General features: G+C 67.6%; 15 protein-coding genes. 3 read left to right on the forward strand and 12 right to left on the reverse strand.

Features of this window, described 5'->3' with window-relative positions:
- Positions 1–7: 7 nt before the first annotated feature.
- The 5 genes from ABZS43_RS18495 to uraD all read right to left on the reverse strand — a co-directional run bounded on the left by ABZS43_RS18495 (position 8) and on the right by uraD (position 4,359).
- Complete coding sequence (locus ABZS43_RS18495) at positions 8–865, reverse strand: FAD binding domain-containing protein (RefSeq protein ID WP_355037126.1); 858 nt, start codon at positions 863–865, stop codon at positions 8–10.
- Positions 866–1,215: 350 nt separating this feature from the next.
- Positions 1,216–2,586: an 8-oxoguanine deaminase gene (locus tag ABZS43_RS18500; protein ID WP_355037127.1), complete on the reverse strand. Its 1,371-nt coding sequence runs from the start codon at positions 2,584–2,586 to the stop codon at positions 1,216–1,218.
- 43 nt (positions 2,587–2,629) lie between these two features.
- Entirely contained in the window at positions 2,630–3,535 is a 906-nt protein-coding gene (gene pucL, locus ABZS43_RS18505) for a factor-independent urate hydroxylase (protein WP_355037128.1), read from the reverse strand.
- 6 nt (positions 3,536–3,541) lie between these two features.
- On the reverse strand, positions 3,542–3,859 hold the full coding sequence (gene uraH, locus ABZS43_RS18510; protein WP_355037129.1) for a hydroxyisourate hydrolase: 318 nt from the start codon (positions 3,857–3,859) through the stop codon (positions 3,542–3,544).
- Positions 3,856–4,359, reverse strand: a complete 504-nt coding sequence (uraD, locus tag ABZS43_RS18515) for a 2-oxo-4-hydroxy-4-carboxy-5-ureidoimidazoline decarboxylase (RefSeq protein ID WP_355037130.1) — start codon at positions 4,357–4,359, stop codon at positions 3,856–3,858. Before uraD ends, uraH begins: the two co-directional genes overlap by 4 nt.
- A gap of 130 nt (positions 4,360–4,489) precedes the next feature.
- On the opposite strand from uraD, the gene ABZS43_RS18520 reads away from it, so the two are divergent.
- Positions 4,490–5,101, forward strand: coding sequence for a nucleotidyltransferase family protein (locus ABZS43_RS18520; protein WP_355037131.1), 612 nt, complete (start codon positions 4,490–4,492; stop codon positions 5,099–5,101).
- Between the two features lie 6 nt (positions 5,102–5,107).
- Positions 5,108–6,148: an XdhC family protein gene (locus ABZS43_RS18525; RefSeq protein ID WP_355037132.1), complete on the forward strand. Its 1,041-nt coding sequence runs from the start codon at positions 5,108–5,110 to the stop codon at positions 6,146–6,148.
- 37 nt (positions 6,149–6,185) lie between these two features.
- Here the strand turns inward: ABZS43_RS18525 and ABZS43_RS18530 are convergent, their stop codons facing one another.
- From ABZS43_RS18530 to ABZS43_RS18550, 5 genes are all read right to left on the reverse strand, one after another.
- Entirely contained in the window at positions 6,186–7,253 is a 1,068-nt protein-coding gene (locus ABZS43_RS18530; RefSeq protein ID WP_355037133.1) for an ABC transporter substrate-binding protein, read from the reverse strand.
- A gap of 95 nt (positions 7,254–7,348) precedes the next feature.
- Positions 7,349–8,146, reverse strand: coding sequence for an ABC transporter permease subunit (locus tag ABZS43_RS18535; RefSeq protein ID WP_355037134.1), 798 nt, complete (start codon positions 8,144–8,146; stop codon positions 7,349–7,351).
- On the reverse strand, positions 8,143–8,889 hold the full coding sequence (locus ABZS43_RS18540) for an ABC transporter permease subunit (RefSeq protein WP_355037135.1): 747 nt from the start codon (positions 8,887–8,889) through the stop codon (positions 8,143–8,145). The genes ABZS43_RS18535 and ABZS43_RS18540 overlap by 4 nt, the downstream gene beginning before the upstream one ends.
- Positions 8,886–9,749, reverse strand: a complete 864-nt coding sequence (locus ABZS43_RS18545) for an ABC transporter ATP-binding protein (protein WP_355037136.1) — start codon at positions 9,747–9,749, stop codon at positions 8,886–8,888. Before ABZS43_RS18545 ends, ABZS43_RS18540 begins: the two co-directional genes overlap by 4 nt.
- Positions 9,750–9,845: 96 nt before the next feature.
- On the reverse strand, positions 9,846–10,499 hold the full coding sequence (locus ABZS43_RS18550; protein WP_355037137.1) for a TetR/AcrR family transcriptional regulator: 654 nt from the start codon (positions 10,497–10,499) through the stop codon (positions 9,846–9,848).
- A gap of 450 nt (positions 10,500–10,949) precedes the next feature.
- Between ABZS43_RS18550 and ABZS43_RS18555 the strand changes: the two genes are divergently transcribed.
- A complete protein-coding gene (locus tag ABZS43_RS18555; RefSeq protein WP_355037138.1) occupies positions 10,950–11,897 on the forward strand; it encodes a 1-phosphofructokinase family hexose kinase in 948 nt (315 codons plus the stop codon).
- Between the two features lie 119 nt (positions 11,898–12,016).
- Here ABZS43_RS18555 and ABZS43_RS18560 read toward each other — a convergent pair whose 3' ends face one another.
- Positions 12,017–12,346, reverse strand: a complete 330-nt coding sequence (locus ABZS43_RS18560; protein ID WP_355037139.1) for a DUF3349 domain-containing protein — start codon at positions 12,344–12,346, stop codon at positions 12,017–12,019.
- 11 nt (positions 12,347–12,357) lie between these two features.
- On the reverse strand, positions 12,358–12,642 hold the full coding sequence (locus tag ABZS43_RS18565; protein WP_355037140.1) for a hypothetical protein: 285 nt from the start codon (positions 12,640–12,642) through the stop codon (positions 12,358–12,360).
- Positions 12,643–12,649: the final 7 nt, after the last annotated feature.

A 12,649-nucleotide genomic window follows, 5' to 3' on the forward strand; every position in this document is an offset into this window, starting at 1 on the left:
TCGAATCTCATGGCCCGCCTCCCGCCTCGGTGCGCAGTTCGTCCGCGACCTCGCGGGCGAGGACGCCGGTGATATGGCGGCGCCAATCCGGGGCGCCGTGCGGATCGTCGAACCACAGCGCGGGATCGATGGCCGCGACGGCGGCGGCGACCTCGGAAGCCTCCGGCGGAGCCGGAAAATCCAAGACGACCGGGCGGGTGGTGGACGCGGTGACCGTGATCGCGGTCCGCTCGTCGGGATCGCGACGACCCATCACGACCGCGCCGGAACGCCCGAACGGCGCGAGTGCGATCTTTCGTACCGCGGTGCGAGCACGCAGAGTTCGCGTCGGCACGAGGACCGACCGCAGTATCTCCCCGCGCTCGAGCATATTGCGCTCGGGCCCGACGACGAACTCGCGCAGTGGAACTCGCCGGTCTGTCCCGTCCTGCGACCAGATGAGCGCATCGGCGTCCAGTGCCGTCAGCGCGGCGAGCACCCCACCGGCGGGCAGCGACAGGCAGATGTTTCCACCGACCGTCGCGGTCCGCCAGATCTTGTGCGAGGCCAACAGCGCCCGGCAGCCCTGCGCGAACAGCCTCGTTCCCGGCCAGTCCTCGCGCAGGACCGCTCGCCCCGTTTCCCGCCCGCGCGTGGCGCCGGCGAACTCGGCCAGGGTGCAGGTCGCGGCGATCTCCAACCCCGGCGGGGTCTCCAGCAAGGCGGGCCAGCCCAACCCCGTGATGTCGATGAGCCGCTCCAGCCGCGCCTGCGGCTCGGAGAAAAGGAAGGTACCCCCGGCCAGTACCGCACAGGCCTCCCCCAAGCCGACCAGATCGGCCCGATCCCGCGCTACCACCACCTCCCGAATCGTGTCCAGATCCACGCTTCACCTCACTCCGCAGCACCTGTCGCCACCCTAGAAGGCGCGGGTTGCCGAAATGTTGCACCACACCCGACCCACATTGCGTCCCCGTTACCGCGCCCCGGTCCACCCCTGCGACCAGGACCGATTCAGCACCTATCCGTCCGGCGCGGGAATTCGGCCACGCCCGACCGACCTCATCTCCTTCAGTATGGTCTCGATCGCCGTCGGCGGCGGCCGACCGGGATGTCGTGAACGCGGCGGCTCGCGCACCGGCGACGGCCGCGCCGAGCGGGTCTGCGGGGCCGCCGCCAGCGACGTCGGCTCGGCGGGACTCGGACCGAGACAGGGTGCGGCGGTCGCGCCGCCGACTAGCCGGCGGCGGCGACCAGGGCGGCCTGAGCACGGGCGACCTGTCCACCGACGACGGTTTCGTCCACGGTGCGAACCTCCCCCTCCCGCACCACTTCCCTGCCGTTGACGACGAGCGCGGCCAGGGCGGGCGCGGAGCCGAGGATCAGGGCGGTGACCGGGTCATCGATACCCGCGTGGGCGGGGGTATCGAGCCGCCAGAGGGCCAGGTCGGCCAGCTTTCCCGGCTCTATCGATCCGATCTCGGCTTCGCGGCCGAGAACGCGGGCTCCGCCGATGGTGGCCAGTTCCAGCGCGGTGCGGACATTCATCGCGCGGGGGCCGCCGACGGCGCGGGCGTAGAGCAGGGCGTTGCGCGGTTCCTCGATCATCGAACTCGACTCGTTGCTGGCCGCGCCGTCGACGCCGAGTCCGACCGCGACACCGGCGACGAGCAGGGCGGCGGTGCGAGCGATACCGGCACCGAGACGGCCGTTGGAGGTCGGACAGTGGGCGATGCCGGTGCGGGTGGCCGCCATCGCGGTAATGGCGTCGTCGTCGAGGTGGACGGCGTGGGCGAACCAGACGTCGGGCCCGAGCCAGCCGAGTTGTTCCATATATGCGGCCGGGGTGCAGCCGAAGGTGGACGCGCAGAAATCCTGTTCGTCGGTGGTTTCGGCGAGGTGGGTGTGCAACCGGACGCCGGACGCGCGGGCAAGGGCGGCCGATTCGCGCATCAGCTCCGGGGTGACCGAGAACGGCGAGCACGGGGCGAGGGCGACGCGCAGCATCGAATCGAAGGAGGGATCGTGCCAGCGGGAGATGGCGTCGGCGCTCGCCGTGAGAATCGTGTCCAGCGATTCCACTACATCGTCGGGCGGTAGTCCGCCGGAACTCGCGCCGAGATCCATCGAACCCCGGCAGGGATGGAAACGCAGTCCGACGTCGGCCGCCGCGACGATCTCGGCGCCGAACAGATCACCGCCCGCCCGCGGGAAGACGTAGTGGTGATCGGTGGTCGTCGTGCATCCGGTGCGGGCCAGCGCGGCGAGCGCCCCGGTCGCCGCGATCCGCACCGCTTCCTCATCGATACCAGCCCACACCGGATACAGCGTGGTCAGCCATTCGAACAGGGTGCTGTCGGCGGCCAAACCCCTGGTGATCCATTGATAGAGGTGGTGGTGGGTGTTGACCAGGCCGGGGGTCAGCAGGCAACCGCGCCCGTCGATGCGTGGCGCGTCGAGCGCGGGCGCGGGTCCCGGCCCGACGGCCCCGATCCGATTGCCGTGCACCACCACGTGACCGGTCCGGTATTCGGTGCCCGCCGCGTCGACGGTCGCCACCGCGCAACCATCGATCACCAGCGTAGGAGCCGCCGTGGTCGTCGTCATCGCAACCTCGCTTTCCGGAGTTCCCTCGCTGTCGGAGGACGCGTCACTGTTCCCAGGCCGGACCGGCGGGCGGCGCGTCCTGCCTCGACACGGTGGCGTGGATGAGCCCGTAGGGCCGGTCGTCGGCGTGGAAGACCTCGCCGTGGTTCGCGATCCCGAATCGTCCCAGGTCGTAAAGGAAATGATGTTTGTTCGGCGCGGCCAGTCGCACCTCGGCCAGCACCGGGCAGGCCTCCAGCGCCGCCTTCCCCATGTCGAACAGCGTCTGCTGCAAGGCTTTCGAGTGCTTGGTGGCGAAGACCTCGATCATGGCGGCGCGAATGCCCGCGTAGACCTCGTCCCATTCCACCCCGGAGGTCGCGGCGAAACGCCACTGTGCGTTCAGCGCGGTCGCCAGCACGCGATCGTTGGTCGGCTCGAGCACGGTGAAATCGTCGACGAGGAAATTCGCGAATTCCGATCCGGTGGATTTCAGAATCACCAGATTGTCCACCCCGCCGATGACCCAGGCCCGCTGGTCGACGCCGGCACCGGCCACCGTCACCGTCGCGGTGCGCACCTCGGGCCCCTGCCGAACCCAGGTGTGGTCGTGTTCGAGTCTGCCGATCGCGACCCGCTGCCACGCGAACTCCTCGACTTCGACACGGGCGCTGTGCACCGGCTCGATCTCGTCGACGAAATGGGCGGCCAATGCCAGCGCGTAATCCTCGACCGGTTGCACGCCCGGCTTCTTCGCGAAGGCGTAGGCGGTCTGTTTCTGGCTATCGGTCGGCAGCACCTTCGACTGGTCACCGGACACATAGGCGTCGGCGAAATCCCCGCGAAGGACGGTGGAGACGTTCAGGTCGCGGATCTCGTGACGCGCCTCGTCCCGGTAGATCCGGACGATCCGATTCTCGGCCTTGCCGTATCGGTTGTCGGACAGCACGATCGGACCGGTCAATTCCATGGTGGCTCAGCTCCCTCGATAGGTGGAAAAGGCGAAGGGCGACAGCAATAACGGCACGTGATAGTGCCGTTGCGCGCCGACTGCGAAGGCGATCGTCACCTCCGGGTAGAAGGTGTCCACCCCGAGTTCGGCGAAATAGGCGCCGGTGTCGAAAACCAGTCGATAGGTGCCGGGCGTCAGATCCGATCCCAGCGCCGTGATCCGGCCGTCGCCGTCGGTGCGGCCACCGCCGAGCGATTCCGCCCCGGCGTACAGCGCGACCCCAACGCCGACCGCGGGCGCGCCGCGCGTGGCGTCGAGCACGTGGGTACTCAGCGAGCTCACGAGCGGTCCCCGAGCAACCGCCGCAGCCGGAGGCGATTGATCTTGCCCAATTCCACGCGCATGATTCGCCTTTCGGTCTCCGAGTCGTTGCCGAGCCGGGTGGACAGCAGGTCGAGCAATTCGGCCCCCGATCTGCCGCTGGCGCAGACGAGGTAGATATGACCGAATTTCTCCTCGTACGCCAGATTGCCTTCGGCCAATGCCGTCCTGACCGTATCCCCCGCGTCGGCGACCCCGGCCTGTTCACGCGCCGACGCGGCGGTATCCGGCCGCGCGCCGATACGCGGATGTCCCGACAGCGCGAGGTCGATCTCGGATTCCGGCAGTGCGGCGAGAGCCTCGTCGGCGGCCCGCAGCAGCTGTTCGGCGTCGGCGTACGGCCTGCCCGCGAGGACAGCACGCGCGAAGGCGGGTGACGAGCAGCAGTCGAGCACAGCGCGCGTGGCCGCCTCGCCGGGCAGCGCGTTGAAATTCAGCAGGCCGACCACGTCGTCTGTCATCGGTACAGCATCGAATACCCCCTGCCGCGCCGCCACCCGAAAGAGATTGATCACTGTCGGCGTGTCGAATTCTCCTCGCGGAGGTCGGTAGGTAACCCACGGGCAACGGTGCGCGACTACGGTGGCGGCCATGGCGTCACCCGACCCCACGACGATATCCCCGGCCGTATGCGCGGGCATTGTGCTCGCGGCGGGCGCCGGCACCCGATACGGCTTCCCGAAGGCGCTGGCCGAGGGCGGCGCGTGGCTGCGCGCGGCGGTGGCCGCGTTGCGCGACGGCGGCTGCGATCCGGTCATCGTCGTGCTCGGCGCGACCGGACCTTCTCCCGCGACCGTCGATCTCCCGCCCGGCGCGCACCACGTGTGGGCGGCCGACTGGGCGACCGGAATGGGGGCGTCGCTGCGGGCCGGCCTGAAAGCGGCGGCGGCGACGCCCGCCCGTTACGCCGCGATAATGCCGGTCGACACCCCCGATGTCGGCCCCGATGTGGTGACCAGGGTGACCGCCGCCGCCCTCGCTTCCGAGGGCGGACTCGCCCGCGCTGTGTTCCGCGGCACACCCGGACATCCGGTTGTGATCGGGCACAAGCACTGGACCTCGGTGTGGACCGCCGCCAGGGGAGATTCGGGAGCCCGCACCTATTTGTCCGGTAGGGAGGATATGGTGTGCGTCACGTGCGACGATTTGGCGACGGGGATCGATCGCGATTTCCCGGCCACGACGCCCGTTGATCGGAGCTAGAAACTGATGCGCGACATCGTCGACGACCTATTGCGGGTGTGGCATTCCGGCCGCACCGGAGGCCTTGCCACCGTCGTGCGGACCGTGGGGTCCGGGCCGCTGAGCGTCGGCTCGGCGATGCTGGTCGACGCCAACGGCGGGGTATACGGTTCGGTGCTCGGCGGCTCCGTCGAATCGGCGGTGCGCGAGGCGGCCGTGGCCGCCGCCAGGACCGGCAGGCGTGCCATGCACCGATTCGGCGTTCCGGTGGGGGAGTCGGGGGGCGATACCGGGGGGATGATCGATGTCTTCGCCGAACCGTTCTCGCGCCGCGATTTCCCCGAATTCCCCACCGTCGCGGCGGAAATCGCCTCGCACCGCCGCGTCACCGTTTTCACGGTGGTGTGGAATCCGGACGCGGATCTGATCGGCCAGCACCTCGTCACGGACAAGCGGCACAACACCGAGTTGGTCGCCCTGCCCGAATCCGACGTGTTCGTGTCCTCGTTCGCACCGCCGCCGCGTCTGATCATCTTCGGCGCCAACGCGATCGCCGCGGCGCTCACCGTGCAGGCCCGACTACTCGGCTACCGGGTGACGATCTGCGATTCACGTGACGATTTCGCTACCCCGGAGGCCTTTCCCGGGGCCGAGGTGGTGGTCGACTGGCCGCACCGGTATCTGAACACGCTCTCCGCCGAGGGCGAAATAGATTCCAGCACAGCGATTGTCGTACTGTCGAACGATCCGATGTTCGAGATACCGCTGCTCACGGTCGCCCTGCGATTGCCCGAGTTCGGCTATCTCGGGGCCACGGGGACCATCGCGTCCCACAATCGGCGCATCGCGGATCTGCGCGCGGGCGGTTTCGGAGAGGCCACAATGGCCCGCCTGCACTCCCCCGCCGGCCTCGATATCGGGGCACGCACCGCCACGGAACACGCCGTGGCGATCGCCGCCGAACTGTTGGCGGCGCGGTCGGGGCGGAGTACTCGGATCCACCCTGACCGGGCCGATGTGATCCACGCCGAGCGAGCGTTCGGCGTCGAGACATCGGTAGCACTGTAGAAGCCGACGGGTATTTCGACGCCGAAGCCCGTCACGATCACTTCATACCGGGGTTCTCCGCGTAGACCTCGCGCAGGATCGACAGATCGAACAACTGGCCTGCCTTGATGTCGATCCCGGCTGTGCGCAACGCCGCGATGTTCTGCTCGATCAGCTGATCGGTCATGCTCAGCAGCCCGTTGGCAGCCGTATCGGCGGAGAGCACCAGATCGTTCTGGGCCGTCGCCTCCTTGGTCTGCTCGGCCAGATCCAATTTCTGATCCTTGCCGTATACCTCCACCGCCAGCCGCGCCGATTCCGCGGGATCGGCCACCGCGGCCTTCCAGCCCTTGACCTCGGCGACCAGGAATGCCTTCAGCTTGTCGCGTTCCTTGTCGATGGTCGACTGCGTCACCGTCAGCGTTTCCGCGACAAGGGGTAGGCCGAAATCCGCGAAAAGGAAATTAGCATTGGCGAAACCCTTGGCGGCCAACGTGATCGGTTCGTTGGTGACATAGCTGACCCAGCCGTCGACCTCGCCGTTGGCCAACGGGGTCGGATCGAATTGCGCGGGGACGATGGTGACATCGGTCGGTTTCATCCCATTGGCGGTGAGCAGGGCATTGAAGATCAACTGGTTGGTGTCCTGTACGCCGATCTTGCGGCCCTTCATCTCCTGCGGGCTCTTGATCGGCTTACCCGCGGCGCTGACGATGCAGAAGGGGTTCTTCTGATAGGTGGCGCCGACGATTTTGGCGGGCAGTCCCTCCAGAATGGCCGGGGCGGTGGTCTGCGGCGCGGACAGGCCGAGCCACACCTTTCCGGTATCCAATCCGGCCTCGACGGAGGTACTCGCGGCGCCGCCCGCGATCAGATTCACCGAGCCGAATCCGGCATCCTTGAAATAACCCTTCGAGTCCGCGAAGTACTCACCGGCGAATTCGATGTTCTTCAGCCAGGACAGTTGCACGGCGACAGAACCGAACTTCGAGCCATCCGGCGTCGATCCACCCGAGGAACTGCTCGAATCATCGCCACATGCGGCGAGCGCGCCCGCGCCGCCGAGTACGGCGCCGGTGAGCGCGGAATAGCGGAAAAATGACCGACGGTCGAACAGTGATGTCATGGATCGAATCTATGGCCGATCGGTTTCCTTTTCTTTACTTTGACGTTCCGGACGTAGATTCGACCCGGAGACGCGGGCTCAGCGGTAGTCGGTTCTCAGCGCCGTCCGGCCTCTGGGCCGAATCGGGCGAGCACCAGATTCTCGATGACGCCGACGATCGCGTACAACAGCACCGACACGATGGTCACGATGGTCACGATGACGATGGACGCCCACAGCTTGTTATACTGGAAGGTGGGTATGGCCCGGATCAGGCTCGCACCGAGACCCGTTCCGCTGCCGAGCCATTCGCCGATCAACGCGCCGATCAGCGCACCCGGCACCGAAATCCGCGCCGCCGCGAAAACCGAGGGCAGCGCGGCGGGAACGGAGACCATCCGCAGTTCGGTCCAGCGCGAACCGCCGTAGGCGGCAACCACATCCATGGCCTGTCTCGGCGCGTTGCGCAGACCCGCCATGATCATCACCAGTGCGGGGAACAGCACCACGATCGCGGCCATCACCGTCACCCCGGCCAGTCCGCGCCCGAATATGAGCACGATGATCGGCGTCAAGGCCACCAACGGCACCGATCGCAGCAGCATCGCGACCGGCATGAAGGTCTGCTCGACCGTCGTGAAGGTGACGAACAGCGCCGCGATCACCAGTGCCATGCCCATCCCGACGCCGAATCCGATCGCCGCGTCACGCAACGTGATCAGCAGATCGTCGATGATCGCCTGCCTCGCTGTCGACGCTCCGGGCGCGGTGACGAGGTAGCGCCAGATATCACCGGGCGACTTACCGACCCGCGGCCCGACCTCGGGGAATGCCCGCAGGAACACCTCCCAGATCACCAGCATCAACACCAGCGACGTGAGCAGCGGGAACAGGAACAATCCGATTCTTTTCACCTGGCCTCCCGCACGGTCCACGGCGCGACCAGTCGTGCGGTGAGCGCCACCGCGGCGTAGCCGAGACCGGCCAGGGCGGCGGCGGCCAGGGCCATACCCCAGGTGCGCGGCACGTTGTAGGCCGACTGCGCGGCGGTCAGCGCGACCCCGATTCCGCTGTCGACACCGCCCAGATACTCACCGATGATCGCGCCGAGCACCGCAGAGGGCGCGGCGATCTTCAACGCCGCGAAGATATTCGGCAGTGCCGCGATCATCCGCACCCGGTAGAGCTGCTGCCATCGCCCGCCGCCGTAGGCGCGCACCAGATCGAGACTGGTGCTGTCCGCGGAGCGCAGGCCGGTGACGGTGCCGACCATCGTGGTGAAGAAGCAGTACATCGCGGCCAGGAAGACCGTGGGTGTGCGCCCGCCGAACACCACGAGGATGATCGGGCCCAAGGCCAGCAGCGGCGTGCAGTAACTGAGAATCGCCAACTGGGTCGCCAGCGGTTCGATCGGCGGAATCAGCATCACCAGGATCGCGAGACCGATCGCCAACGCGTTACCCCAGACGAAACCTTTCAGCGCGCCCTCGGCGGTGATCCGGAAATTGGGGCCGTAGAGGCCCCAACCGTCGGTGAACATGGTGTGCACCACCGTCCATGGGCTCGGAATGGTGCCGCCCGCGACACCCGCCGCCGCGAGAATCCACCACCCGAGGATCAGTCCGACAAAGCCGAGCAGACCGCCGAGATATCTCATATCGCGCCGCCCGCCGTATCGGTCACGACCCCACCGGTACCGGTCTTCCCGAACAGCAATTCCGACAAGTAGTCGTGCAGCGCGTGGAATTCGGGGGTGCGCATCATTTCCGGCAGCCGGGGCCTGGGCAGATCGATATCGACCAGTTCCAGCACCCGGCCAGGGCGCGGACTCATCACCGCGACCACATCCGAGAGGAAAACCGCCTCGGCGATGCCGTGCGTCACCATGAGCGTGGTCGCGGGTTTCTCGGTCCAGATGCGCAGCAACTCCAGATTCAGTTTCTGCCTGGTCATATCGTCGAGCGCGCCGAATGGTTCGTCGAGCAGCAGCACGGTCGGCTTCACCACCAGCGCTCGCGCGATCGACACCCGCTGGCGCATACCTCCGGACAACTGTGCGGGTTTCGCCTTCTCGAATCCTTCGAGTCCGACCAACCGCACCAGTTCGGCGATCTGGCCGGAATCCGGCGGCAGGCCCGCGACCTGGAGCGGCAGTTTGATATTCGATTCCACCGACCGCCACGGCAGCAGCGCCGAATCCTGGAAGGCGATACCGAGTTCGTGATGGCGACGCAGTTGGGCCGGGGTCTCACCGTTGATGAGGGTCTTCCCCGAGGTCGGCTCTTCCAGCCCGGCCAGAATGCGCAACACGGTCGATTTGCCACAGCCCGACGGACCGAGCAGGGACAGGAACGAGCCCTGCGCGGTATGCAGATCCACCGAATCCAGGGCTGCCACCGTGCGACGACCGACCTTGAAAGTCTTGGTCAGCCCACTGATGTGAATTCCGGTCCCCCCGGCGGCCGGATCGGGGCCCGTGCCGCGCTCGTCCCCACCGGGCGCACTGTCCGTACTCATCTCGCCACCATAGAAGGGGTCGGTTGCACCGATATTGCGAATCACGGCGACAGATTGCGCCATCGTTACGCCGTGCGACCGAATGCGGCCGATCGCTCAGCGCGAGACGAGTCCGGAATTGACGAAATACCCGATCTCCTCGCATATCTCGTCGAGCGAGATGGAGACGTCGGGTAGTGTCGCGTGCACCATTTCCTGGGCGAGCGAATTCACCGCGCCGATCACCGCGAGCGCGAATAGATCGAACCGTCGCGGTGCGGTCTCCCCGCGCCCGACCGCCTGCTCGGCCTCGGTGATCAACAGTGCGGACAGCAGCCTGCGCTGCTGCATACGCCATTCCTCCACCGCCTGGCTCACCCCGACCACTTCCACGTAATGCACCCGTGCGGTGGGCGCGTCACGGCAGGTCACCGCGAGATAGGCACGGAAACCCTCGACCACCCGCGTGGCGAGCGGCTCGTCTCGCGCGGCCTCCAGCGCCGAGAGGGCGGATTCGACCGCATGCGAGATCGTCCGATTGCCCAAGGCGATCAACAGCGCCTCGCGGCTGCCCATATCCTCGTAGAAACTGCGCGTGGAGACATTGGCGGCCGTGCAGAGCCGCTCGATCGAGGTGGCGGCGTAGCCTTGCGTCCCGAACAGTTCCAGTGCCGCGTCCATCAGACGGGACTGCCGTTGCGCCACCCGCTGCTCCTTGGACAGCCCGCCGTAGCTGCGTCCATCCTTGAGTTCGCCATCGCGCCGTGCCACCGCACGATGCTACCGCGCGGCAACGGGTTCACCTCCGCCCGTGCGCCCGGCCTCGGCGGGTACGCACCGGCGTCGCCGTCCCACTCACGCTCCGCGAGACAGCACCAATGTTGTTGTACCGCAGACCGATAGGGGAGGTGTGGCTCTGGTCACAGACTCGCGGGCGGCAGTCGGCGGTATCGGCTCGGCCCTCTGGCCGGCCACCGGCCGTAGCGACCCCCGTCGGGATGACGGACGGTTCCCCGGGAGAGGCACCGCCACGCTGCTGGAATGCCTCGACTGGGCGGGACGCGAGGTCGGCGTTGCGCACGGAGGCGGTACCGGCCGCGACCCGGCTCCCGGCCCGCGGCGGCGGACCGCCGGAGATCGGCGATTCACGTACCGACCAGTTCGCACAACTGCTGACGTTGGTGACAATCCACAGTTGCGCCGGGTGCTCAGACGTGGACAGTGGTTGAGGTGATCCTCACCGTGACCATGAACCCCGCCTACGACATGACCTATCGCGTCGAGAGTTTCGAGCGGGGCCAGGCGCACCGGGTCCGCTCGGTCGAGCAGCGTATCGGCGGCAAGGGCATCAATGTGACCCGCGTACTGAATCAACTCGGGAAGTACGCCCGCGCAACGGGTTTCTCCGACCACGCCTTCGCCGCCGCCGCCGAGCTCGAATTGCCCGTCGATTTCGTGCACGCCCTCCCGTGGGTGCGCCGCACGGTGGTGATCAGCGAATCCGACGACGGCACCGCGACCGCGCTGTGGGAGCCGGGCGCGCGGATCTCCAATCCCCATGCGGCCGAACAACTCGCCACCCGGGTCCGCGGACTGCTACCCGATATCGACGGCCTGGTGATCTCGGGTTCGCTACCGGGGGGCATCGATCCGGGCCTGCCCGCCGATATCGCCCGCACGGCCACCGCGGCCGGGATCTCCACCATCTGCGACGTCGGCGGCGAGGCGCTTCGCCTGGCCGCCGCGGTTCCCGGCGTCGTACTGATGCCGAACAGTGAAGAGCTGCAACGCCTTACCGGCCGCGCCGCCGCGACCGCGGACGAGGTCGTCGCGGCGGCCTACCCGCTGATCGAGCGCGGCGTCGAAGCGGTCGTCACCACCCGCGGCGTCGACGGCATGGTCGCCGTCACCGCCGACGGCGCGTGGTCGGCTGTTCTCCCCGAGAAGATCGCCGGGAACCCCTCGGGCGCAGACGATTCCGCGGTCGCCGCGGTGATCGCCGCGCTGTCGGAGAATTCCGCACCCGACTGGGTTTCGATCCTCATCGACGCCGTGGCGACCTCGGCAGCCGCCATCGTCGTCCCCGTGGCGGGCGAGATCGACCGCTGCCTGCGTACCCGCATCGCGCCAACTGTCACCGTGGAGAAGCTGGCCACGCCCAGCGCCTAGGTCGGCCGCCGGTCACCAGGCCAGGTCTCCAGCGGAGATCGGGGACACCGCTACCCGGCATCGTCCGGATCGGGCCAGGCGCGGGCCTCCAGCCGGGTGCGCGTCGGACACGTGCTCTGTCAGTCGGAGTCGGTCAACGGGGTGGCGAGCGGCCAGCCGCCCGCGGCCAGATGCGACGCGACCCTGGCGACATCGTTCGGGTCCGGCTGTTCCTTGGCGAACCGCGCGATCGCCGCCTCGATATCGTCGTGCCCGATGGTGCTGTCCGGGTTGTCGCGCACGAGTTCCTCGGCGATGGCCGCAACCTCGTACTCGGTGAGATCCCGGTGCAGAACCGCGAACAGCGCGACGTAATCCGAGCTCGGAATGCCCTGCGGATATCCCGCGCGCAGCCAGCCGACGATCCGGTCGAGCACCTTCGGCCGGGCGATTTGCGGTTGATCGGTCACTACTGCACCCTTCAGGACTGTCCGAACAGATGTATGCCGAACTTGGCGGCCAGGAAAGCCTTGGCGGTATAGAGAATGCCGGTGACAATCGCGGCGATGATCAAGGCGAAGCAGGTCAACGCGCCGATCATGGCCGGATAGTTCCGCTCGGCCGCGCTGCCGTCGGATTCGACGGTATCGGCCGTCGTCCACAGCCGCACCCCGAAGGCGAACACGATGGGCAGGCCAGCGCCGAGTATCAGGGCGGCCAGGGTCACCTTCCACAACGAGTTCAGATTCGTGACGATGGTGTGCATCTGCGCT

The sequence above is a fragment of the Nocardia sp. NPDC005366 genome (assembly GCF_040606855.1).
Taxonomy (GTDB): Bacteria; Actinomycetota; Actinomycetes; order Mycobacteriales; family Mycobacteriaceae; genus Nocardia.